Origin of the sequence: Sphingobium sp. LMA1-1-1.1 (assembly GCF_040676365.1) — a bacterium.
Taxonomy (GTDB): domain Bacteria; phylum Pseudomonadota; class Alphaproteobacteria; order Sphingomonadales; family Sphingomonadaceae; genus Sphingobium.
In genome coordinates this window covers 597,457-620,069 of sequence record NZ_JBEGHS010000012.1, presented here as the reverse complement: position 1 = coordinate 620,069, position 22,613 = coordinate 597,457, and the positions used below count along the sequence as shown (strand labels likewise).

Sequence of the window (22,613 nt, the reverse complement as noted above, 5' to 3'; positions counted from 1 at the left end):
CCGGCGGCCGTTCGGGCCTTGAAGGCCCGAATGAACGGAACGTCAGAAGTTGAACGAACCGCGGACCGTGAAGGAGCGGGGCGCTCCCGGCTGGATCCATAGCGCCGCATAAGAACTGGCGTAGTACTTTTTGTCGAAGAGATTATTCACGTCCGCCGATATCTTGATCTGGTCGGTGATGTTGAACGACCCTGTGACCTTCGCCACCGTATAGCTAGGCAAGAAGAAATGCACGGACCCTAGAAGAGGCACACCTGTTTCACCCAGGCGACGACCGACATAGTTCACGCCCGCGCCCAGCATCGCCTTGTGCTCGCCGACCGAGAAGGTCTTGAACAGCAATGCATTGCCCTGATGCTTGGGAATGTTGATCAGCGGGTCGTCCTTCATGACGTTCGCAAACGGGTAATTGTCTGCCCATCCGGCATCGGTATAGGCGTAGGTCAGGAACAGTTCGAACCCGGCCGGTAATTTGGCGTTGAGATCAAATTCCACGCCCTTGCTCTTGGCTGCGCCCACCGGCAGGGAGAAGCCCGCGTTGACGGGGTCGGTGGTCAGCACATTGTCCTTCTTCATCGTGAAGAGCGACAAGGTGCTGGTGATCTTGCCGTCCAGCGACACATATTTCGCGCCGACTTCATAGGATTTGCTGATTTCCGGATCGAAGGGCTGCCCGCTGAAGCCCGTTCCGCTGTTGGGACGGAAACCCTTTCCGTAGCTGGCATAGATGGAAACGGTCTTGGTGGGTTCGAACACGAGACCGGCCATCGGGCTGAACTTGGTATAATGCTTGCTCACGAAGGGGAGGGTGATGCTCGCCCGGTTGGCGATATCCTGCGAGAAATCATCATAGCGCCCGCCAAAGCGAACCTTGAACTGTTCCGTGATCTCGATCTGGTCCTGAGCATAGATGCCCCAGGCCTTCTGGATCTCGGTCGCGTTCTGAACCACGCCGGTTGGAGCGGGGCCAGGAATATTGTAGTTCGGATTGAAGATGTTGATCGAATAGGACTGATCGGCCACAGTCGGACGATAGCGCAATTGGAAGGTGTCGATCTTGAACCGATCCCAGTCCGCGCCTATGCGGATATTGTGCAGGATCGACCCGGTGTCGAACTTGCCGCTGATTTCGCCGCGGAACACCATATGGGTGGTGCTGTAGTCGCGATAGCGACGCTGGCGTGACAGGGTCTGGCCGTCAACGTAGATCATCTGGCGGCTCGGGACCAGTTCAGGATCGCTGGAATAACCGCGGAAGATGGTGTCCTTGTACCCGGCACCCAGCATCAATGTCCAGTCATCGCTGAAATCATGCTGATATTGCGCCTGATGCCCCAGAACCTTTACCTTGATAGGACCATTATTGGGATCGCCCAGGAACCGGGAATTGGGGATAAGGCCGAGCTGATAATTGGTGATCACGCTTCCGACAACTGTCGGAACGGCCACCACGCCGCGGTCGAACGGCACTTCCTGGTTCACATATTCCATTTCATAGGTGAAAAGGTCGTGGTCCGAGAATTTCGCGAGCAGCGACGGCGTCAGCACATATTTGCGGGTGTGCACCGTGTCGCGGAAGCTGTCGGCATCCTCGACCGCGCCATTCAGGCGCACCGCGAACATGTCGTTCAGAGGCAGGTTGAAATCGCCTTCGACCCGATAGGTGTTCCAGCTGCCGCCGGCCACGCCGAAGCTGCCGAAGGATTTTTCGAGGACCGGTTTCTTGGTCACGATATTGACGGTGCCGCCCGGTTCTCCGCGACCGAAGAGCGCGGAGTTCGGTCCCTTCAGCACTTCCACGCGCTCGACATTGGATGCATCGCGCGGACCGCCATAGCCGCGACCGCCGTTGAAGCCGTTGACCAGGAAGCCGCTCGGGAAATTCTCGTCCCCGGCGAAGCCACGAATGGCGAAGCTGTCCCACAGGCCGCCGAAATTATTCTGCTTCGAAATGCCGCTGGCCAGTTCCAGCGCGGTGTCGAGGCGGGTGATGTTGAGATCGTCCAGCAGCTTGCCGTCAAGGAACTGCACGGCCTGCGGAATTTCCTTGACTGGCGTGTCGCCGAAATATTGCCGCTTCATGGCGGTGACGACGATCGTGCCGTCCCCGGCATTTCCTGCCGTCTGGGCCTGCGCGCCCGATGCCAGGGCAAGGGAGGCGGTGCTGGCGGCCAGTGCTATTTGGAACGCTGAAATTGTCTTCATTTTATTACCCCTTTTCTGATCGCCATGTCCTAAGTCCTGCGAATTGGGGTGATCCGGCGATAAGTTTACCCCTCTCCCGTCAGACATCTTGCGTGTCCTTTTGGCCGGCGCCGGTCACGGAGCGTTTTGTCGCCTCTTATTGAAAACAGACTAAGGCTGGATTACAAAAATATTACCGCAAATTCATCTGCCGCCACGGTCGAAAATTGTGAGATGAAGAACCACACGGCAGAATCGGCCGGGCCGTTTCGAGAGATTGCGCAAGGTCCTGGATCCCCGGTGGACATTGGCTTTCCAAGGAGGAGGACAAGCGCGCCATCTCACGCTGCGATGCACTGGTGAGTGCCGCCGCAGGCCCTGTCCATCGCAAGGACGTCATTCGGATTCCGGCACGAAGAGATTCTTGTAGAAACCGACCGTCTTCACCGTAACGGTGACCGGCGTCTCCCCCTTGTTGCGGAAGTACCAACCGTGGGTGCCGTCGAAAGGAGCGGTGAAATCTCCCTGTCCGCCGGTCATTTCCAGTTCCTTCCAATAGTCGGTGAAGGAACCGTCCGTCGCGGCCAGCCTCTCGCCATGCATTTCCGCCTTTACGGGGCCGCCGGATGATTTCCATTGGAAGACGAAGCTGTCGCCCTTCGTCATATGGGCCTTCACTTCCCGGCCGCTGTGCGGCGCCAGGGTGATTGTCTGTTCGTCCTGTCGCCATGCAGTGGTTTTGGCGATTGCATCCTTGGTCGGCATGGGCAGGGCGCCCTTTGCGACGGGTGCCTGTGCTGGCGAGGGGATCTGCTTCGCTTCGCCGGACACCATGCCGGTCAGGCCCAGCGCGGTGCCGATGCCGGTCGGATCGATGCCATATTCCGCGGGCAGGACGAACAGCGTCAGGATTGCGATGGCGGCGGTCGCCGCGCCCCCGGTCGCTTTGGCCAGGCTGGAGCGGGAGGGAGAGATATGCGTGGGAAGCGTGGCAATGGTTTGCGAGTTCATGTCATGCTCCTTGCATGAAATAGCCCGAAAGCTGGAAACCGATCAGAACGAAGCCTGCCGTCATCAGCGCGGCGTTGGTGAAGATGGCGCTGCGGCGAAAGCTGTCGGTCCTGCGCCAGAAGTTCATGAGGATCAGGATGACGGTCAGTGCCATGAACTGGCCCATTTCCACCCCGATGTTGAAGCTGATGAGATTGGGGATCAGACCGTCCTGGGCAAGTGTCAGTTCCTGGATCTTCGTCGCAAGGCCGAAACCGTGAAAGAAGCCGAAGATCAGCACCGCTGCCTTGGGATTGGGCGAAAAGCCGAACCAGGTCCGGAATCCATCCAGATTGTCGATCGCCTTGTACACGACGGACAGGCCGATGATCGCGTCGATGAGGAAAGGATTGGCCCGGATGTCGAAAAGGACGCCCAGCAACAGCGTAGTGCTGTGACCGACGGCGAACAGCGTCACATAGGCGCCGACATCCTTCAGGCGATAAAGGAAGAAGATCACCCCGGCCAGAAACAGCAGATGATCATATCCGGTGACCATATGCTTGGCGCCCAGATACATATAGGGGATGATGTTGACGCCCGAAGCGCCTTCGATGAAGGCCTTGTCGTTTTCGTTGACGCCATGCGCCCAGATCGGGGAGCAGGCGAACAGCAGGGCCAGTCCCACGATGAGCAGCGCGACCCGCCGCACCGTGGAACCATCGAGCGGGGGGAGGGTCGCGTTGTTCATGCTCGCCTCTTACTTGGTCTGGAAGGTGGCGAAGGTCTTTGCGCCGCTCTTGTCGATCACCGCGACGACGACCTTGGCGCCTTTCGCGGGCTTGAAGCCCGGTGCGGTGAGCCTGTTGCCGCCGGCTGCCTTGAGCGGTGCCTCGGTCTTGGCGCCGCCGGCCGTCTGGGTCAGCTTTCCGGTGAATCCGGCCGCCGGGATCGGTTCATCCTCCTCGCTCAGATAGACATCGACGCCCTTTGGCCCGGTGACGAGTTCGAACATGGTCTCCCCGGTCATCTGCACCAGTCCGCCATGCTGCGGTTTCATGCTGCCATGGGCGATGGCCGTGGCAGGCAGGGCAGCAAAGGCGACAACGGCAAGTCCGGTGCAGAAAAGGTCGTATTTCATGGTGCTTTCTCCAAAATCAGACGGGCGATCATTCCGGCAGATGCGGCAGGACGAAGGCGAGCGAGGCGCGATATTCCTCATGATCGACCTTCTTGTCGGCCGTAGGGCCGACATAGATCGCCATCAGAACGTTGATGCCCTGGTTGCGCAGCTTGATCGTCGCTGTGCCGTCGGCTGCGGTCTTGGCAGGGGCGGCCTCGTCGGGATCGTTGACATAATCCTGCATGACGGTCGCTCCGGCGATCGGCTTGCCCTTGTAATAGACGCGCACCTTCATCGGCTCGCCCATCTTCTGGGGGATGTTGAGGTCCGCCGGCACGATCTGCAGCATATGGCCCTCGATCAACGGCACCGGCTTGGTCGGCACCTGGCCCAGATAGACGGCATATTTGAAATTATGCTCGGCCAAGGTCGCATTGGGCACTTCGTCGCGCCCCTTGTTGTGCCACTCGCCGTCGGGCGTCTTGCTCCAATAGCCATAATCCACGACAGCGGCCACCGCAGCGAGCGGTTCGTCGCTGTCGACCACGGGAATGGGGCCTGCCGCACGCAGGGAGGTGTTCACCGGCGCCCAGTCGGCGTCATAGCCGGTCACGGATTTGACCAGCGGCAGGCGCTTCACCATGTCGAGGTCGTCGGCGCCCACGCCATAGATGAGCGCGAGCTGCTTGGCGCGCTGCGCAAACCAGATGCCGTGAGCGCTGGCAGGAACGGCCAGTGCGGCCAGTGCGACGATGCCGATGCCGGCTTTTGCGATGCGGTGTAAGGCCATGTCCGAGCTTTCTCCATTCAACGGATATGCTACGGATGGTGTCTGACTTTCCCGACTTAATGTGCCAAAGTCATGGGTCGCCGGAGCCGAATATGTCAACCCATGGAGGCGCGTCCACATATTATTCTCCGATCTCTTTGCATCGGTCATCTGGAAACTTGCGATTGCATGATGATCGCCGCAGGTCGGGCGGCGAGATGCGTACCATCAGCCGGGAAAGGCCGTTCAGAGCGGGGCTATCGGCCAGCACAACCGCTCTTTTCTCTGTTGCCGGCTTCCCTGACTGGAAATCGCTTTAGGGCACGAGATCCTCTTCGGTCCGGTGACATAGTACCGCGTTACCGGCCGACATCGTGCGGCGTGGCGGCGGCAAGACATCGCAGATGTTCGCCATGGCCATGGGGCAGCGCGGCAGGAAGCGGCACAGGTCGGGCCGTTCCCCCATATGCGCAAAGGGTGCCCTCGCAACGGCGGTTTCGTCCGCCAGCCAGTCGGTACGCATTTCGGGAACGGACGAAATGAGAAGATCGGTATAGGGATGGTAGGGCGCGGCGGCATAGCTTTCGCACAGGCCGCTTTCCACCCGCGTCCCCCGGTAGAGCACGACGATTTCGTCGCACAGCGCCTTCACCGTGGCGATGTCGTGGCTGATGAAAAGATAGGCGACGCCCAGATCCCGGCGCAGATCGGCCAGCAAGTCGAGAATCGCGCCGCGAACGACAGTGTCGAGCGCGGAGGTCACCTCGTCGCAGAGGATCAGGTCGGGCTCTGCCGCCAAGGCGCGCGCAAGGTTGACGCGCTGCTTCTGGCCACCGGAAAGTTCGTCGCAACGGCGACCGGCCACATTGGCGGGAAGCCGGATGAGATCGAGCAATTCAGCGACCCGGCGTTGCGCATCCACCCGGTTCATGCCGTGGTAGAAGCGCAGCACGCGGCCGAGAATGTCTTCGACGCTGTGCGCCGGGTTCAGCGCCACGTCGGCGTTCTGGAACACGATCTGGATGCGGCGCAACTGTTCGCGCGTGCGCCCGCCGACCGTTGGGGCAAGCGGAGTGCCGTCCAGCGAAACGGTCCCGGCGGTCGGCGCGAGCAGGCCGGCGACGACGCGCGCGACCGTGGACTTGCCCGATCCGGATTCGCCGATGACCCCGACGGCGGCACCCCGGCCGACGCTGAGGCTGACGTCGCTCAATACCGGATGAGCCGGACGGCCCGCCTTGTCCACCGCGCCATAGCCGGCGAAAACGCCGTCGATCGTCAGCAGGGGTGCTTTCGCGCGCACGCCAGGGCCGCGTGCCTCGACCACTGGGTTGGCGGCCGCAATCAGCATTCTGGTATAGTCGTCGGCCGGCTCTTCCAGGATCCGGCCGACGCTGTTCTGTTCACGCACCCGCCCGCGATTGAGGACCAGTATCTGGTCCGCCATCTGTGCAACCACGGCAAGATCGTGCGAAACATAGACGCCGGTCGCGCCCTGATCGCGTACGACCTTGCGAAAGGCCTGCAGCACTTCGACCTGGGTGGTCACGTCCAGCGCGGTTGTCGGCTCGTCGAAGATGACGAGGTCCGGTTTCGTGATGAGCGCCATCGCCGCCATCAGGCGCTGAAGCTGGCCGCCCGACAATTCATGCGGATAACGGTTGCCGATCGTCTCCGGGTCCGGCAGCGCCAGCGCACGAAAGAGCTCGACCGCGCGGGCGCGGGCAGAGGCGGCGGATGCAGTGCGATGGATCAGGGCGGGCTCGATCACCTGGTCGATGACGCGGCGCGAAGGGTTGAACGCGGCCGCCGCGCTCTGCGCGACATAGGTAATGCGGTGTCCCCGCTGGGCGCCAAGCGACGCACCGCCCTGTCCGGCGAGGTGCGCTTCGCCGACGCGGATGTCCCCGCTGATGCGGGCGCCGCCGCGGCCATAGCCCATCAGCGACAGGGCGATCGTCGTCTTGCCGGACCCGGATTCGCCGATCAGCGCCAGCATCTCGCCGCGCGCGACGTCGAAGGAAACATCGTCGACGATGCGCAAGGGCCCGCCGTCCGGGCCGCGGACGGTGACACAGAGGTTGCGCACCTCCACATGGGGGGTAGTCCGGTTCATCCTTTCCCTCCCTGCGTCGCCGCGTCGATGAGCAAGTTGACGCCGACCGTCAGGCTGGCGATCGCCGTCGCGGGAACCAGAATGGCAAGCGCGCCTTCGCCAAGGCCCGACACATTTTCGCGCACCAGCGATCCCAGGTCCGCGTCCGGCGGCTGCAGGCCAAGGCCCAGGAAGCTCAATCCCGACAGGAGCAGCACGATGAAGACGAAGCGCAGGCCGATATCGGCGAACAGCGGACGGATCATGTTGGGGAGCATTTCCACCAGCGCGATGTGCAGGCGTCCTTCGCCACGGGCGCGCGCGACCTCGACATAATCGAGACGGGCAAGACCCACTGCAAGGGATCGGGCAATGCGAAAATTGCCGGGAACATAGGTGATGGACACGATCAGCGTCAGCAGCACCAGCGAAGAACCGAAAGCAGCCACCAGGACCAGCGCGAAAATCTTGCTGGGTATGGAGATCAGCGTGTCCATCGCCCGCGACAGCAGTTCATCCAGCCAGCGCGGTCCAACCGCCGCCGTGAGCGCCAGGCCCGTTCCCGCCGCGACCGCCAGCGTGACGGCGATTGCGGAAAGACCGACGGTGAACCGTGCGCCTGTCAGCAGGCGGCTCAACACGTCGCGGCCCAGATAGTCGCTGCCGAACCAGAAATGGCTGCTCGCGCCGGCGAAGACTTCCTCGCTGACGAAGGAGCCGGGCGGATAGGGTGTGACGAACGGGCCGACAATCGCGGCGATGATCCAGAAGGTCACAAGCGCCAGGCCGATCTTGCCCGACGGGGGCAGCGCGCGCGCGCGGCGAAGGAGGTTATGCGGTTTCATCCCTGGCGCAGCCTTGGATTGGCAAGGATCGCGATCGTGTCGGCGATCAGGACCAGCAGCAGATAGGTGGCACAGAATATCATTGCGCAGGCCTGAAGCAGGGGCATGTCGCGCGACGTGACGGCATTGACCATGAGGCTCGCGAGCCCAGGATAGCTGAAGATCGTTTCCACGATGATCGCACCTCCGAAAAGATAGGACAGGCTGAGCGCCATGGCGTTGACGATGGGGCCGACCGCATTGGGCAGGACATGCCTGACGATCAGGCGGTTCTGCGACACGCCTTTCAGCCGCGCCATTTCGACATAGGGGCGGTCAAGCTCCGCGATGATGGCGGCGCGGATCATGCGCCCAAGCTGCGCGACGACGCCAACGGCCAGCACCATGACGGGCATGGCATAGGCGCGCACGAATTGGCCGAAACTGGGATCCTGCGGCACCAGCGCGATGGAGGGTAGCCATAGCAGTTCCACCGCGAAGATCAGCACCGCTATGGTTGCGACCAGGAATTCCGGCAGCGCGACCATCGACAGGGTCAGGATATTCAGCGCGCGGTCCAGCTTGCGGCCGCGCGCGATGGCCGACGCGATCCCGATGAGAAAGGCGAAAGGCAGGGACACCAGGGCGGAAAGCGCCGCGAGCGTCAGCGTGTTGGGCAGGCGCTCCGAAATAATGTCGGCAACCGGCTTGTTGGCGACCAGGGATTGGCCGGGATCACCCACCATCATGCCCTGCAACCAGCGGACGTAGCGGACCGGACCAGGTTGATCGAGACCCATTTCATGGCGCAATGCGGCGACCTGTTCGGGCGTGGCGGTCTGGCCCAGAACCTCCTGCGCGGCATCGCCCGGCAGAAGGCCGCTGATCGTGAAGATCACCATCGAGACCAGCAGCAGCGTCAGCAGCGCCAGTCCAATGCGCCTGGCGATCAGCCGCAGCGGCCCGCGCCAACGGGAAGAGACGGCGGCGGCGCTCATGCGTCCCACCACACATGTTCACCGAAGGTATAGGCCATGAAGCCGCCCAGCGGGATCGGGAATATTCCCTTCAGGCGGCGGTCGAACCCGTCCATCAGGCTTTGGAAGGCCGGTATGGCGACGCCGCCATATTCATGGACCAACCACTGCATTTCGCCATAGATCTCCTTGCGCTTTGCCTCATCGGTCGATCGGCGCGCCTCCAGCAGCAGGCGGTCGAAACGCGCGTTGTTCCAGCCGGATTCATTGGCGAGCGCCTTCGACTGGAAAAACAGGCTGAACATCAGGTCCACGGTCGGCCGCGGATTGGTGTTGCCGAAGGTCATCGGGTGCTTCATCCAGTGCGTCGCCCAGTAACCGTCGCTGGGAACCCGATTGACCGCCAGCTTCAATCCGGCCTGTGCCGCATGTTCCTGAAGGATCGATGCCATGTCCACCGACATGTTCGCCGCCGGCGAGGCATAGACAGCCAGGCGCGCGCCCAGAAGCCCTGCGCGCTTCAGATGAAAACGGGCCCTGTCCGGGTCGAACGGCCGCTGGGGGATGTCGGGATTGTAATAGGGGCTGAAGGGGGGGACCGGATGGTCGTTGGCGATCGTGGCATAGCCGCGGAACAGCGCGCGCTTGATGAGTTCGCGGTCCTGCAGATATTTCATCGCCAGCACGAAGTCGCGATTGCCGGTCACCGGATGCTCCCGCCTCATGATCAGGTCGGTGAACAGGCCTGACTTCGTTTCCATGAAACTGTGATTTGGGGATGCCCGCACCCGCTTGACCGAACCGGGGCTGACGGCGTTGATCATCTGCACGTCGCCCGACAACAGCGCATTGACGCGTGAAATCTCGTCGGGAATGGCGATCACCTCTATCTCTTCCAGATAGGGGCGCCCCGGTTTCCAGTAATTGGGGTTGCGGCGGACGACGGTCCGGATGCCGGGCGCGAAGGCGCGGCAGATGAAGGGGCCTGTGCCGTTCGCCACGCTGAAATCGCGGCGGCCATTTTCGACGATCAGGAAGTGCGGCTGGGCCAGGATGACGGGCAGGTCGGGATTGGGGCCGGTCAGCCGGAATTCGAGTTCAAGCGGGCCGGTCCTGCGCGCGCCGGCAAATTGTTCGGCGACCGCCTGCACCTTCGATCCGGTGGCCGGGTCACGATGGCGCATCAGCGAATAGACGACGTCGTCGGCGGTCAGCGGCTTGCCGTTATGGAAATGGACGCCCTTTCGCAGGCGGATATGCCAGACGATATTGTCACGCGTCTCGATGCGTTCGGCCAGTCCCGGCAGGGCGCGCAGCTGGCCGTCATATTGGGTGAGGCCGCTGTAGATCAGGTACAACCGCATGAAGTCGGTCGAAAGATTGCCCTTGGCAGGGTCCAGCGTGTCGGCGGTCGAGGCGGCGATGCTGGCGACGCGAATGCGCCCGCCTATCCTGGGCCGACCTGTCACCGCGCCCGCACCGCTCAGGGTCGCGCCGGCGGCCAATCCGCCCAGCAGCATCCGGCGGGAAAGATCGGTGGAAATCACGTCAACCATAAGGGTCTTCTCATTCCTCACATATCTGCAATTTCCACCGCCAGCAGCAGTTTGCCGGGGTAACCATATTGTCGGACTGCGCCTCGATCACTGCATGAATAATGTTGATATGTCGGGGCAGCAGTTTCCGTGTTCCTCACGACCGGGTCGGGCGATGCGACATGTGGATCGCCCGACAGCATCGGCCTCAGAAATATTTGAGCCAGCTGATATCGCGACGGCGACGTTTCAGGCGAGCATACCATATCGTGGGCAGGTACAGCGGTACGATCATCGCGACATACCAGACCAACACCCAATTATAGTTGTTGAAGGCGTAGAAGGCGCCGCTGTTCGGTCCCCATATGCCGAGCGCGCTGTGATAGAGAATGCGCAATACGGTAAGGTGCAGGATGTAGAAGAACATTGGTGCGCCGCCGAATACGGCTAGGGCGGTGACCAGGCCTGACGTCCTGATCCGTTCGAACAGCACGAGCAACAATGCCCCCCCGCCGAGCGTCGGCATGAGAAAGAGCAGTGAGGGCGGATATTTGGTCAGCGAGATGAAGGCGATAATCGTGCGGACCGGATCGCCATCGACGACGGACCAGGGCTTGTCGCCATAGACATTGAGCAGGCGGAGGGCAATGAAGCCGGCGATCAGGCCAAATCCCAGGGTGAGAAGGCGTCGCTGCCGGGTTTCTTGCGAAACTTCCGGGCGGAACCAGGGGCCGATGCCGAAGCCGAGGGAAATGACGCCGATCCAGGGCAGGATCGGATAGGTCGTCTTGGCGACGAAGCCGAACGGCAGGGCAAAGGTGTCCCGCTGATGCAGCATGGCCCATAGCGGGAACAATGCATCATCCTGCGTCAGGCGGATCGGATCGAGCAGGTTGTGGAAGCAGACGAGCGCCAGTCCCAGGGCGATCAGCGCCGGCCGGGGCAGCCGCATCAGCGCGGCGAGGATGATCATGCACAGGCCGATGCACCAGATGACCTGTAGCCAGAATGTGGGTTGCGGAACGATGCCCCAATAGAGTTCGCTCAGATAGAAGACTTCGATCGCCATCAGCAGCAGGCCGCGCTTCACCAGATAGGAGGTCGTCTCCTGAACCGTATGATTGATGCTGAACAGATAGACGCCCAGGCCGGTAAGAGCGACGAATATCGGCGCGCAGAAACTGACGGCGAAGCGTGCGAAGCCGATCGCCGGCAAGATCGTGCGCGCGTCGATGGGATCGGTTACCGCATAATGGGCGAACCAGGTTTCGCGCAGATGGTCCAGCAGCATCAGTACCATCACGAAACCGCGCAGCGCGTCGATATTTTCCAGGCGGACTCGCGCGGAAGCCTTCGCGTTTCCTGAAGCGGCACTGCCGGCGGTTGGTAGCGCCATTGATATACTTCCCATCGTCCACTTCCTTCCCGCGGGTTCGATCTCCACGGCATCATCATGACGCGACAGCCAAGTGAAGGACATTGAGTTTGCGCCTGTTGCGGCGCTTGATGCTACATCTTGTCGCCGCTGTGGAAGAATCTGCCGCCCCGGGACTCGCGGTGGAACCGCAGGGACCCGGCCTGTGCCATGCAAGCAGGGCGGCGGAGTCTTGTATCCAGCCGCCCGCCAAAGTCGTCATGCAGGGAAAGCGCCGACCGTGCCGATCAGATCAGGCTTCCAGCGCCTTGTCGAGCACGTCGACGAACAGGTCGACATTCTCGCGGCTGAAGATCAACGGTGGCCGGATCTTCAGGATGTTATGATCTGCGCCGCATGCGCTGATGAGCACGCCATTGTCCCGCATCGCATTCACGACCCTGGTGGTGCGGTCGCGATCGCTGGCCTGGGTTTCCCGGTCGGTGACAATGTCGGCCGCGACGAACAGGCCGGCCCCGCGCACATTGCCCAGACAATCGTGACGCGCCCGCAGCGCGTCGACCTTGCTCAGCAGATAGGCGCCGACATCCCGCGCATTGTCCATGATCCGGTCGCGCCTGATGACCATCAGCACTGCCGCGGCGGCCGCGCACGACACGGCGTTGCCAGCAAATGTATTGAAATAACGAGACTTCTTGCCAAATTCCTCCACCACATCATGTCGGGTGAGAAGTCCGGCGATCGGTTGCCCATTGCCCATCGGCTTGCCCAATGTGATGATGTCGGGATCGATGCCGTGGCGTTGGAAGCCCCACATATGGCTGCCGGTGCGTCCGAAGCCTGGCTGCACCTCATCAGCGACGAAGATGCCGCCGGCCCTGCGGATCGCCTCCGCCGCGCCTTTCAGGAAGCCTGGCTCCTCCGGCAGGATGCCGTCGCTGGTGAAGATGGAATCGACGATCAGCATGGCGGGGCGGATGCCGTGGCGCTTCATGTCGGCGATCGCCCTTTCCACGTCGCGGGTGAAGCGGTCGGCGGAATAATTCCTCCTTTGGGTGGGCGATGAGAATATCAATCCGGTGTTTCGATGATGCTTCCCGACAGATTATGCTGCGGCAAAGCTTATAGCATGGCGCGATGCACACTGTCCCAGGGGGATGAAAGTGGAAAAGCTCGACCGGCTTGATTTCAAGATATTATCCTATCTCCAGGACCATGGCCGCGTCACCAATGTGGGCCTGGCCGATGCCATCGGCTTGTCGGCCAGTCCTTGCCTCAGCCGCCTCTAGCGCCTTGAAGATGCGGGCTACATCAGATCCTACGGCGCGCGCGTCGCGCTGGAAAAGCTCGGCGATTATTTGACGGTGTTCACGGAAGTGACGCTTGCGGACCACCGGATTGCCGACTTCGACCGTTTCCTCGCGCGAGCGCGGGAGATAGTCGAAATCGTCGAATGTCATCATGTCAGCGGCGGCTATGATTATTTCCTGAAGGTCGTCGCGCGCAGCGTCGTCCATTATCAACGGATCTTTGAGTCCCTGCTGGAAAGTGATGCGGGGATCGAAAAATATTTCAGCTATATCGTGCTTGATTCGCCGATCATGCGCGACGTCTATCCTATCGACAGCCTTTTCCGTCAGCGGCAGGAGTGACGTTTACCTCATGTCTTTCGCGCCGCAGTTTTGGGTGCGCCCCTAAGTTGTCGGGTCAGAGGTTGAAGCCGAAACCGATCACCGCCATTGTGGAGCCGACGCTCTCTCCCCCGGAGCGAGCCAGGCGGCGCGTGCTCCCGAGCAGGCGTTCGTGAACGATCGCGGTGTAGAAGGTCGCCTTCTGCGTCAGGCGATAGCGCAAGCGCAAAGACCCTTCCCCTTCAGTAAGACCCGGCTTTACCGACTCCTGGCCTATTGCCTGCGCCGACCAGCCGATCGCGATCCGCGGCTCCAGATAGAAGCGGCGTGAAAGCGGCAATTGATAGATGATCTGCGTTTCCCCGGTCAGATCGCCATCGTCGGACAGAAAGGCATAGCCCTCCCAGTTGAGGCGGGTGCCGACCGTGCCCTGCGCGCCGATCGCCGCATGGGTGTCGCGCGGATGGGGTCTGAAATCCTTGCGCACGCCTAGCAACATCGTCGTATTGCCAAGGCTACGACCGTAGAAGAGCCGCATCTGCACCTCGTCGATCTGCCCGCGCAGCGCGCCCCCGCCATTGGTCACCAGCATGAACTGGTCCCTGATATTGCCATAGGAAAAGGTGCCGTCCCAGAAGAACAGGTCATCTCCCTTGGTCCCGCGCAGTTCGAGCAGGTCGAAGCCGCCGCTCAGCGCCCATGTGCCGGCATCTTCATCCTGGGCCGCAGCCGGGCATGCCGTCAGCGCTGCGCATGACAATGACAAGCCCATGCAGGCGAAACGCAGCATCTACCCTGGTCCATTTTCCGTTTGATTGGGGGAGAGTAAGCGGCCGTGCCCGCCGCGTTGACGCAAAGCGTCCATCGACCCGAACGGTTGATGACAAATTGCAGCGTACGCGCAGCAGCTTATGCCGAACTGATTTTCATTATTAGCTGGCGGCCGAAGCGGGCGCCGACGAGGGACGGGCGTTCCCGCATGTCGATCGGCCCGCATGGGAAAAAATATGCGCGCAGAGTAAGGGATAATCTGGGCTGGTGCGTAGTTGCCGTCATCACCCCGATGGAGACAAAGCCATGACCCGCGCATTCCTGACCTTCGCCGCTGCCTTTGCGATGGCGTTGCCCGGCGTTGCCGCCGCGCACAGCAAGTTGGTCTCGTCCAGCCCGGCCGCCGATGCGACCGTGACGAAGATCAACAAGCTGACCCTCACCTTTTCGGAGACCTTCCTGGCGCCGATGAGCGGCGCTGAACTGACCATGACGGGGATGCCGGGCATGGCCAATCATGCGCCGATGCCGATCAAGGGCTTCAAGACCAGCGTCGAGGGCAAGACAATGACTCTCGCCTTGCCCCGCGCTCTGCCCGCCGGCACCTATAATCTCAAATGGCATATCGTCGGCGCCGACCAGCACAAGATGGAAGGCGGCTACAGCTTCACGGTCAAATAAGCTGCCATGACCGAGGGGGCGCTCATCGCCGCGCGCTTTGCGCTGATGCTCGACCTTGCCCTGCTCATGGGCCTGCCGCTCTTCTGGTGGGTCATGGGCATGGCGGGCCGAAGCGCGACGCTGATCATTCTCGCCATCGCCGGGGCGGCGCTGTCCGTGCTCTGGTTGATGGCCAGCGCGGCATCGATGACGGGCGCACCGATCACGTCGCCGGATTGGGCGACGGCACGGATATTGCTGACAATGACGCCCATCGGCCCCGTGCTGGCGGTCCGGGCCGCCGCACTGCTGCTGGCGCTCCTGCTTGCCGGCATCGGCTCGATCCGCCCGACACTCCTGCCGGCTGCCATTGCCGCTGCGACGCTGGCCTGGACGGGTCATGCGGGCGCAACCGAAGGGCTGGCGGGCACGATCCATCGCGTGGCGGATGTCGCGCACATCTGGGCCGCGGCAGGCTGGATCGCCGCGCTGGCGGTATTGCTTCACGCCCTGCTGACGGTGAATCCCACCCGCACGGAAGCGCGACGCGTCGCCAGGATGCTGGCGCATTTTTCCGTCATGGGTACGCTGCTGGTCGTCACCCTGGTGATCAGCGGCGCGGTCAACGCCGCCATGATCGTGGGGTTGTCCGATCTGCCCGCATTGAGGAGCAGCCGGTACGGCTTGCTGCTGGGCATGAAACTGACGCTGTTTGCCCTGATGCTGGCTCTGGCGGCGCTCAACCGCTGGCGGTTGACGCCAGCGCTGGAACGCGGAACACCGCAGCAGGCGACAAGGCATCTGCGACTGTCCCTGACGGTCGAGACGATCGCCGCCCTCGCCATCATCGGCCTGGTGGCCTGGCTTGGAACGCTTGACCCTCTGGGGTGACGATCATCGCCTTTCCGTGCCTAGGCCTGTGGCGAGAGACCTGCGGCCATGATGCCCGCGAGGACGGCCTTTTCATCATTGTCGGAAAGATCACCGGAAATGCCGACGCCGCCGATCGGCTGGTTATCCGCGTCGACGACGATGACGCCGCCGGCCGCGGGAATCAGGCCGCCCGCTGCGATCGGACCCAGCGAGGCGATGAAGGTCGGACGTTCCGCCGCCATGTCCGCGATCTTGCGGGATGAAAGACCCAGCATCAGCGCACCGCTGACCTTGCCGAGCGCGATCTGGAAGCGCCCTGTCGAGGCTCCGTCCTGCCGCTGATAGGCTATGACATGGCCCCCGGCGTCGACGACGACTGCGGCAAGCGGCTTGTATTTGGCTTCTGCGGCATGGGCGAAGGCGGCCGCGATGATCCTATTGGCCTGGTCGAGGGTGATGCGGGTCATGGGAATATCCTTTTTCCAGATGTTTGAGGGACGAAGGGGCCGGCCCTCCGCTTGCCCAATCGAGAAGTTCTATCGTGTGCGCGATGGGGGTCGCCGCCCGTTGGCCGATCTGCATCGCGCAACCGATATTGCCGGTTGCGATGACGTCTGCCTCGAGCTGGTCGAGATTGGCGGCCTTCCGCTCGCCGAGTTGGCCGGCGATGTCGGGCTGAAGGATATTATAGGTGCCCGCCGATCCGCAGCATAGATGCGCTTCGGCCGGACTGCGGACGGTAAAGCCCGCACGGGTTAGAAGCTGCTTGGGTGCTTCCGTCACCTTCTGGCCATGTTGAAGGGAACAGGCGGCGTGATAGGCGACGACGAGGCCATGTCCGTTTGCTGCCGGCATGTCCACCGTGGCCAGGAATTCGGAAATATCCTTGGCAATGGCCGAGACGCGCTGCGCCTTTTCGGAATAGGCGGGGTCGTTCCGCAGCATGAAGCCATAGTCCTTGATCGTCGTGCCGCATCCCGAAGCCGTGATGAGGATCGCGTCGAGACCGGCGCCGTCCATTTCGCGCATCCAGGCGTCGACATTGCGCCTTGCGGCGGATAGGCTTGCCTCTTCCCGCCCCATATGGTGGACGAGCGCACCGCAGCAGCCTTCGCCCTCTGGCACCGCGATGTCGAAGCCGGCGCGGTCCAGCACACGGATGGCGGCGGCGCGAAATTCGGGTCGGAGGACGGGTTCCGCGCATCCCTGCAACAACGCAACGCGGCCCCGCCGGGTGGCAGAGAGACGCTGCGGATCGGGAATTTTCGCGGCAATCCGGGCGGGCGCCAGTTTCAGCATCGCGGCGAGCGGGCGCAGGGCCGGCCATTTCTCGAACAGGGGCGCCGCGGGCCGTGCCAGCCTCGCCAGCCGCAGCGCAAGACGGAAACGTGCAGGATGGGGCAATGTCCACGCGAGCAGCGCGCGGAACAGCCGATCCTGAAACGGCCGCTTGTACCGGTCATGAATATAGGCGCGGGCATGATCCACCAGGTGCATGTAATTCACGCCCGACGGGCAGGTGGTCATGCAGGAAAGGCAGGAGAGGCAGCGGTCGATATGCTTGACGATTTCCTGCGTCGGTTGTGCCTGCTTCTCCAGCATGTCCTTCATCAGGTAGATGCGTCCGCGCGGACTATCCAGTTCGTCGCCCAGCAGGACGTAGGTCGGACAGGTGGCGGTGCAGAAGCCGCAATGCACGCATTTGCGGATGACCGCTTCGGATGCCTGCATTGCCGGGTCGGCCAGCGCCGCTTCGGAGAAATTGGTCTGCATCTAGAACCGCCCTGTTTCGAACACGCCGTTCGGATCGAAAGCGCGGCGCACCCGCGTTTCAAGCGCCGCGACGGCTGGCGCGGCGGGATGGAAGGCGGCGATCCGATCGCGCAAATCCGTTGAGCCGCGCACCAGCATGGCATGGCCGCCCACGCGCGCCGCCGCATCGCGGATGATGGCCGGATCGCCATCCACGGCTGCCCAGATCAGGCCGCCGCCCCAGTCCAGCATCCATTTCGCGCCCAGCGGCTCGATCGCCGCGACGATGGCTGCTCCTTCGCGTGGCGCCACGTTGATCCGCCAAAGGGGAGCATCGCCCGCCAGCGGCCTCAGTGTCCTGAGTTCGGACCAGAGATGATCCGCGACATCGCCGTCCAGCTGCGGCAGATTCCCGACGTCGGAAAAGAGCGCGTCCAGCATGGCGCACCGTGCCGTCACGGAAGGCCCGAATCCCTCGACCTTCAACAAGGTGAGCGACGCGCCGCCTTGGACCTGCCCCGGAATATGCGCCGCGGCCGAGACATCGGCCTGCGAGCCGAGCGCGCGTGACATCAGGCGTATGGCATCGGCGGCGGCGAGGCCTTCCATGGCTTTCGTCACGGAAAGGCGGGGCCGCGGCAACACTTTCAGCGTCACTTCGGTCAAGGCGACAAGACGCCCCCAACTGCCACTGACCAGCTTGGAAAGGTCGTAGCCGGTCACATTCTTGACCACCTTCGCCCCGGCGATGAATGTTTCTCCCCGGCCGGAAACTGCGCGGAAGCCAAGCAGATGGTCGCGGGCGCTGCCCTGGGACACGCGTTGCGATCCCGCAATGCCTGCGGCGACGACGCCCCCGATGGTGCTGGCGCCTGCGGGTCGGCCAAAGACAGGCCCGTAATCGAAAGGAGCGAAGGGCAGTTTCTGTTCGCGGCTGGCGACCAGCGCCTCCACCTCGGCGAGCGGAGTGCCCGCCCCGACGGTAAGGACCAGCTCCGCGGGATCATAGTCCACGATGCCGGAAAAACCGCGCATGTCCAGGCAGCGGGCATTTTCGACATGCCGGCCAATGTCGGCCTTGGTCGCGCCGCCGGTGATCGCCAGCCTTTCCCCGTCGCCTGTTGCCTGGGCAATCGCGTCGCACAGATCGGCCTCGGACCGAGGCATGAGGTTGTTGCTCATCGAAACCCTATCAGAAGCGCGGCAGGTCGGGGAAAGGAAGCTGGCCATGATGCACATGCATGCGGCCGAGTTCCGCGCAGCGATGCAATGTCGGAAATACCTTGCCGGGGTTGAGCAGCAGATCAGGATCGAAGGCGCATTTGACCCGTTGCTGGTGGGCAAGGTCGATTTCCGAATACATTTCGGGCATCAGGTCTCGCTTTTCGACGCCCACGCCATGCTCGCCGGTCAGCACGCCGCCCACCTCCACGCACAGCCGCAATATGTCGTTGCCGAACGCTTCGGCCCGGTCCAGCTCTCCCTCCTTGTTGGCGTCGTAGAGGATGAGCGGGTGCAGATTGCCGTCGCCGGCGTGGAATACATTGGCGACGCCCAATCCATAATGGTCCGACAGCTGCCGCATGCGTTGCAGCACTTCGGGCAGTCGACGGCGCGGGATGGTCCCGTCCATGCAATAATAATCGGGCGCGAGACGACCCACGGCGGGAAAGGCCGCCTTGCGTCCGGCCCAGAAGGCCATGCGCTCGCCTTCGTCCTGTGAAATCCGGCAAGACACTGCGCCATTTTCATTGGCGATGCGCTCCACCTCGCCGATCAGGTGGTCGCATTCGGCGGCCGGGCCGTCCAGTTCGACGATCAGCAAGGCTTCGACGTCGAGCGGATATCCGACCTGAACGAAGGCTTCGGCGGCGTGGATGGCGGGCTTGTCCATCATCTCCATGCCGGCGGGAATGATGCCCTCGGCGATCACGTCGGCCACGCACTGTCCCGCGCCTTCGACAGTCGAAAAGCCGATCAGAAGCGCGCGCGCGGTCTGGGGCTTGGGAAGGATCCGCACCGTCACTTCGGTAACGACACCCAGAAGGCCCTCGGATCCCACGACGACGCCCAGCAGATCAAGGCCCGCCGGATCCAGTTGCCGGCCGCCCAGCCGGACGATCTCGCCATCCATCAGCACCAGTTCGACGCCCAGGACGTTGTTGGTGGTCAGCCCATATTTCAGGCAGTGCACGCCACCCGAATTTTCCGCGACATTGCCGCCGATCGAACAGGCGATCTGGCTGGAGGGGTCGGGCGCGTAATAAAAGCCGCGATCCTCCACGGCCTGGGTGATGGCGAGATTGGTCACGCCCGGCTGCACGATGGCGATGCGGTCCTCATAGTCGATGTCGATTACGCGCTTGAACTTGCCAAGGCCAAGCAGGACAGCGTCGGCCAGCGGCAGCGCGCCACCGGAGAGCGACGTGCCCGATCCACGCGGCACCACCTTCACCCCCTCGGCATGGCACCAGGCGAGTATCCGGGACACTTGCTGCGTCGTTTCGGGAAGGACGACGAGCAGGGGCGGCTGGCGATAGGCGGTCAGCCCGTCCGATTCATAGGGGCGCAACCCGTCCGGGTCTTCGATCACGCCCTCGCCGGGGACGATCGCGCGAAGCGCCGCCGCGATCTCCGCCCGTCTGGCGATCACATGTTGGTCCGGGGCGGGCATTTTGAGCGACATCGCAAATCCTTCTAATCGAGCGTTAGAGGATGCGCCATTGCTGTTTCGACATGCAAATGGACGATGCCGCCGTGTGAAGCTGTGCCACAGGATGCTTTGGCAACTAAGGAAGGTGCTATCATCGAAATGCCGGGTTCCATGACGCCGGGATATGGTCTCCCCCTCTCAGACCGGGGCCATCGAACGATGCCGCGCCGGGTTCGGCGAGGGTATCGGGTCCGCCCATGCCGCATGGCCTCCAGCCTCTTTCGCTGACCGGCAATCGCATCGGGAGAGAAAAGTCCATGAAAGACCTGAAAGTTGCCGTTGTCGGCACCAACATCGGCTGCACCTTGCACATTCGCGCCCTGCGCGCTGCCGGCTTCACCGTGACCACGCTCGTCGGAAGGGATGCGGAGAAGACGGCGTATCGCGCGTCCCATTTCGGCATCCCCCATGCGCTGACCTCCTATGAGGCTGCGCTCGACAGCGACGTCGATGCCGTCGTGATCGCGACGCCGCCCCAGACCCACCATGATTTCACGATGCGCGCCCTGGCGGCGGGCAAGCATGTCATTTGCGAAAAGGCGTTCGCGCTTGATATCGGCCATGCGCAAGAAATGCGGGACGCCGCCTCGGAGGCCGGGGTCGCCAACATGATCAGCCATGAATTCCGCTGGTTCCGGCAAAATGCCCTGGCGCGGCGGCTGGTAAAGGAAGGAGCGCTGGGCGCCCCCATCCACGTCGTCGCGCAGTTCGATCATACGCTCTGTGCGCCTCGCTCGCTGGAACTGCCGGACTGGTGGATGACGCATGAGGGCGGGGGCGGCTGGCTGCGCAACTACAATGCGCATGGCATCGACCTGATCCGTTATATGGTCGGCGAATTCGCGGCGGTCGCGGGTACGGTGCATCCCGGATCGGACCGGGGCATGACGTCCGATGACAGCTATGCCTTCGCCTTCCTTCTGGACAATGGCGTCCAGGGCGCGATGACCGGGACGTGCAGGACGTGGGATCCGTTCGCGACGACGCGCATCACCGGCGCCGACGCCGGCGTATCGATCGGCTGGACCTATGATGTGGCGATGAGCAGTGCGGACGGCGTGCAGCAGGTGGCGGCGCCGGACGATCTGCTGCAGGAGCTTCGCGGCGGAGGCCCGGAGGTGAGCGCGCCGCAGGAAGCGCTTCCGACCATGGAGGATACGCCCTATGTGCAGACCCACAGCAGCGATTACGGCTTCGTGGAGATGGTTGGCCTGACGTCGGCATTCGCGTCCTGGATACGCGATCCCGCTTATCGGAATCCGGCCATCGCCACGTTCAGCGACGGGCTGGCCCATGTCAGGGTCATCGATGCGGTCGAACGGTCGCGCAAGGAAGGGCGCTGGATCGAGCTGGCCTGACCAGCGATGGAATTTCCACTGTTTTAAGGAGAGTGACGTGAAGGCTGTACAATTTGAAGAGCATGGTCCGCCCGAAGTGCTCAAGCTCGTCGAGCTCGACCCACCCATGGCGGCGGCCGGGCAGGTCCAGATACGGGTGACTGCGATCGGGGTGAACCCGGCCGACTATAAGTGGCGCAACGGCTTCAGCCTGCGCTATTATCCGCTGCCCCTGCCGCATGTGCCGGGTTATGACGTGGCGGGCACCGTGTCGGCCGTGGGGGATGGCGTGACGGCGCTGCGCGTCGGGGACCGCGTGTTCGCGACCGTCAATGGCGCCTATGCCGAATATGCCGTCGCCGACGCGGCGCATTGCGCGGTCATTCCGGACAATGTCGACGACGCGCAGGCCGCTGCCCTGCCTTGCCCTGCTTTGACGGGAGTCGAGATGGTGGAGGAGGGGGTGGCCCCGCTCGGTGGCCAGACTGTGCTGGTCACCGGCGCGACCGGCGGCGTGGGCCGCTTCGCCGCCTGGGCGGCCAAGGGGCTGGGATGCCGGGTCATCGTTGCTGTCCGTGACGCCTATGCCGATGAGGCAAGGGCGTTGGGCTTTGAGGAGGTGGTTGGTTTTGACGATCCGCTGCCTGACGATCTGCGCTTCGATCATGTTGCGGACACAGTGGGCGGAGCCGCAGTCGGCCGCCTTTGCCGCAACCTCAAGCCCGGTGGCAAGATCATCACCGTGGCCACGACGCCGATCGAAGGCGAAGGATTGCCTGCTGAGCCGAAGATCTTCGGCTATCATGGCGATGGGGAGCGGCTCGCCCGGATCGTCAATGCGATCGCCACGGGGGAAATGAAGATGCCCGTTTCACGGACATTGGCTCTCGCTCACGCAGCGGAAGCGCACCGCCTTGTCGAGGACGGCGGCGTGCGCGGCAGGGTGATCCTGATGCCCTGATCCTTGAACCGAGCCGGCGGCCCTCGTGCGGGGACGCCGGCCG

The 22,613-nt window shown here is 62.8% G+C and carries 20 protein-coding genes and 1 pseudogene; 5 read left to right on the top strand and 16 right to left on the bottom strand.

The features are described 5' to 3' along the window. Positions 1-42 precede the first annotated feature (42 nt). The 11 genes from MRBLMA1_RS10235 to MRBLMA1_RS10185 all read right to left on the bottom strand — a co-directional run bounded on the left by MRBLMA1_RS10235 (position 43) and on the right by MRBLMA1_RS10185 (position 12,947). Entirely contained in the window at positions 43-2,205 is a 2,163-nt protein-coding gene (locus tag MRBLMA1_RS10235; RefSeq protein WP_363736566.1) for a TonB-dependent siderophore receptor, read from the bottom strand. A gap of 375 nt (positions 2,206-2,580) precedes the next feature. After that, a complete protein-coding gene (locus MRBLMA1_RS10230) occupies positions 2,581-3,195 on the bottom strand; it encodes a hypothetical protein (RefSeq protein WP_363736565.1) in 615 nt (204 codons plus the stop codon). 1 nt (position 3,196) lies between these two features. Beyond that, complete coding sequence (locus MRBLMA1_RS10225) at positions 3,197-3,925, bottom strand: HupE/UreJ family protein (RefSeq protein ID WP_363736564.1); 729 nt, start codon at positions 3,923-3,925, stop codon at positions 3,197-3,199. A gap of 9 nt (positions 3,926-3,934) precedes the next feature. Continuing rightward, positions 3,935-4,315 carry a hypothetical protein gene (locus MRBLMA1_RS10220; RefSeq protein WP_363736563.1) on the bottom strand — a complete coding sequence of 127 codons (381 nt, stop codon included), beginning with the start codon at positions 4,313-4,315 and terminating at the stop codon, positions 3,935-3,937. 28 nt (positions 4,316-4,343) lie between these two features. Further along, a complete protein-coding gene (locus tag MRBLMA1_RS10215; protein ID WP_363736562.1) occupies positions 4,344-5,087 on the bottom strand; it encodes a DUF4198 domain-containing protein in 744 nt (247 codons plus the stop codon). A gap of 295 nt (positions 5,088-5,382) precedes the next feature. Next, entirely contained in the window at positions 5,383-7,182 is a 1,800-nt protein-coding gene (locus tag MRBLMA1_RS10210; RefSeq protein WP_363736561.1) for an ABC transporter ATP-binding protein, read from the bottom strand. Further along, a complete protein-coding gene (locus MRBLMA1_RS10205; protein WP_363736560.1) occupies positions 7,179-8,006 on the bottom strand; it encodes an ABC transporter permease in 828 nt (275 codons plus the stop codon). Before MRBLMA1_RS10205 ends, MRBLMA1_RS10210 begins: the two co-directional genes overlap by 4 nt. Next, positions 8,003-8,983 (bottom strand): ABC transporter permease, encoded by a 981-nt coding sequence (locus tag MRBLMA1_RS10200; RefSeq protein ID WP_363736558.1) that lies wholly within the window; start codon positions 8,981-8,983, stop codon positions 8,003-8,005. The genes MRBLMA1_RS10205 and MRBLMA1_RS10200 overlap by 4 nt, the downstream gene beginning before the upstream one ends. Then, positions 8,980-10,518, bottom strand: coding sequence for an ABC transporter substrate-binding protein (locus MRBLMA1_RS10195; protein WP_363736557.1), 1,539 nt, complete (start codon positions 10,516-10,518; stop codon positions 8,980-8,982). Before MRBLMA1_RS10195 ends, MRBLMA1_RS10200 begins: the two co-directional genes overlap by 4 nt. 187 nt (positions 10,519-10,705) lie before the next feature. Beyond that, positions 10,706-11,893, bottom strand: coding sequence for a DUF1624 domain-containing protein (locus MRBLMA1_RS10190; RefSeq protein WP_363736556.1), 1,188 nt, complete (start codon positions 11,891-11,893; stop codon positions 10,706-10,708). Between the two features lie 271 nt (positions 11,894-12,164). After that, the gene (locus MRBLMA1_RS10185) at positions 12,165-12,947 is read right to left on the bottom strand and encodes an aspartate aminotransferase family protein (protein WP_363736555.1); all 783 of its coding nucleotides are present in this window, start codon (positions 12,945-12,947) and stop codon (positions 12,165-12,167) included. A gap of 82 nt (positions 12,948-13,029) precedes the next feature. Between MRBLMA1_RS10185 and MRBLMA1_RS10180 the strand changes: the two are divergent. After that, a pseudogene (locus tag MRBLMA1_RS10180) lies at positions 13,030-13,524 on the top strand (Lrp/AsnC family transcriptional regulator). 55 nt (positions 13,525-13,579) lie between these two features. Here MRBLMA1_RS10180 and MRBLMA1_RS10175 read toward each other — a convergent pair. Beyond that, entirely contained in the window at positions 13,580-14,293 is a 714-nt protein-coding gene (locus MRBLMA1_RS10175; protein ID WP_363736554.1) for a copper resistance protein B, read from the bottom strand. Between the two features lie 287 nt (positions 14,294-14,580). Between MRBLMA1_RS10175 and copC the strand changes: the two genes are divergently transcribed. Together copC and copD are read left to right on the top strand one after the other, a co-directional pair. Further along, a complete protein-coding gene (copC, locus tag MRBLMA1_RS10170) occupies positions 14,581-14,955 on the top strand; it encodes a copper homeostasis periplasmic binding protein CopC (protein ID WP_363736552.1) in 375 nt (124 codons plus the stop codon). Positions 14,956-14,961: 6 nt separating this feature from the next. Further along, positions 14,962-15,825, top strand: a complete 864-nt coding sequence (copD, locus tag MRBLMA1_RS10165; protein WP_363736550.1) for a copper homeostasis membrane protein CopD — start codon at positions 14,962-14,964, stop codon at positions 15,823-15,825. 20 nt (positions 15,826-15,845) lie between these two features. On the opposite strand, the gene MRBLMA1_RS10160 is transcribed toward copD, so the two are convergent. Genes MRBLMA1_RS10160 through MRBLMA1_RS10145 form a run of 4 tightly spaced genes read right to left on the bottom strand, consistent with a single transcriptional unit; the run spans position 15,846 to position 20,245 of the window. Beyond that, positions 15,846-16,274: a GlcG/HbpS family heme-binding protein gene (locus MRBLMA1_RS10160; protein WP_363736548.1), complete on the bottom strand. Its 429-nt coding sequence runs from the start codon at positions 16,272-16,274 to the stop codon at positions 15,846-15,848. Further along, positions 16,243-17,580 (bottom strand): glycolate oxidase subunit GlcF, encoded by a 1,338-nt coding sequence (glcF, locus tag MRBLMA1_RS10155; RefSeq protein ID WP_363736546.1) that lies wholly within the window; start codon positions 17,578-17,580, stop codon positions 16,243-16,245. The genes MRBLMA1_RS10160 and glcF overlap by 32 nt, the downstream gene beginning before the upstream one ends. Then, entirely contained in the window at positions 17,581-18,726 is a 1,146-nt protein-coding gene (locus MRBLMA1_RS10150; RefSeq protein ID WP_363736544.1) for an FAD-binding protein, read from the bottom strand. Between the two features lie 25 nt (positions 18,727-18,751). Then, a complete protein-coding gene (locus MRBLMA1_RS10145; RefSeq protein WP_363736542.1) occupies positions 18,752-20,245 on the bottom strand; it encodes an FAD-linked oxidase C-terminal domain-containing protein in 1,494 nt (497 codons plus the stop codon). Positions 20,246-20,529: 284 nt separating this feature from the next. Between MRBLMA1_RS10145 and MRBLMA1_RS10140 the strand changes: the two genes are divergently transcribed. Both MRBLMA1_RS10140 and MRBLMA1_RS10135 read left to right on the top strand, forming a co-directional pair. After that, a complete protein-coding gene (locus MRBLMA1_RS10140; RefSeq protein WP_363736540.1) occupies positions 20,530-21,630 on the top strand; it encodes a Gfo/Idh/MocA family oxidoreductase in 1,101 nt (366 codons plus the stop codon). 37 nt (positions 21,631-21,667) lie between these two features. Further along, entirely contained in the window at positions 21,668-22,570 is a 903-nt protein-coding gene (locus MRBLMA1_RS10135; RefSeq protein WP_363736539.1) for an NADP-dependent oxidoreductase, read from the top strand. The last annotated feature ends 43 nt before the right edge of the window (positions 22,571-22,613 follow it).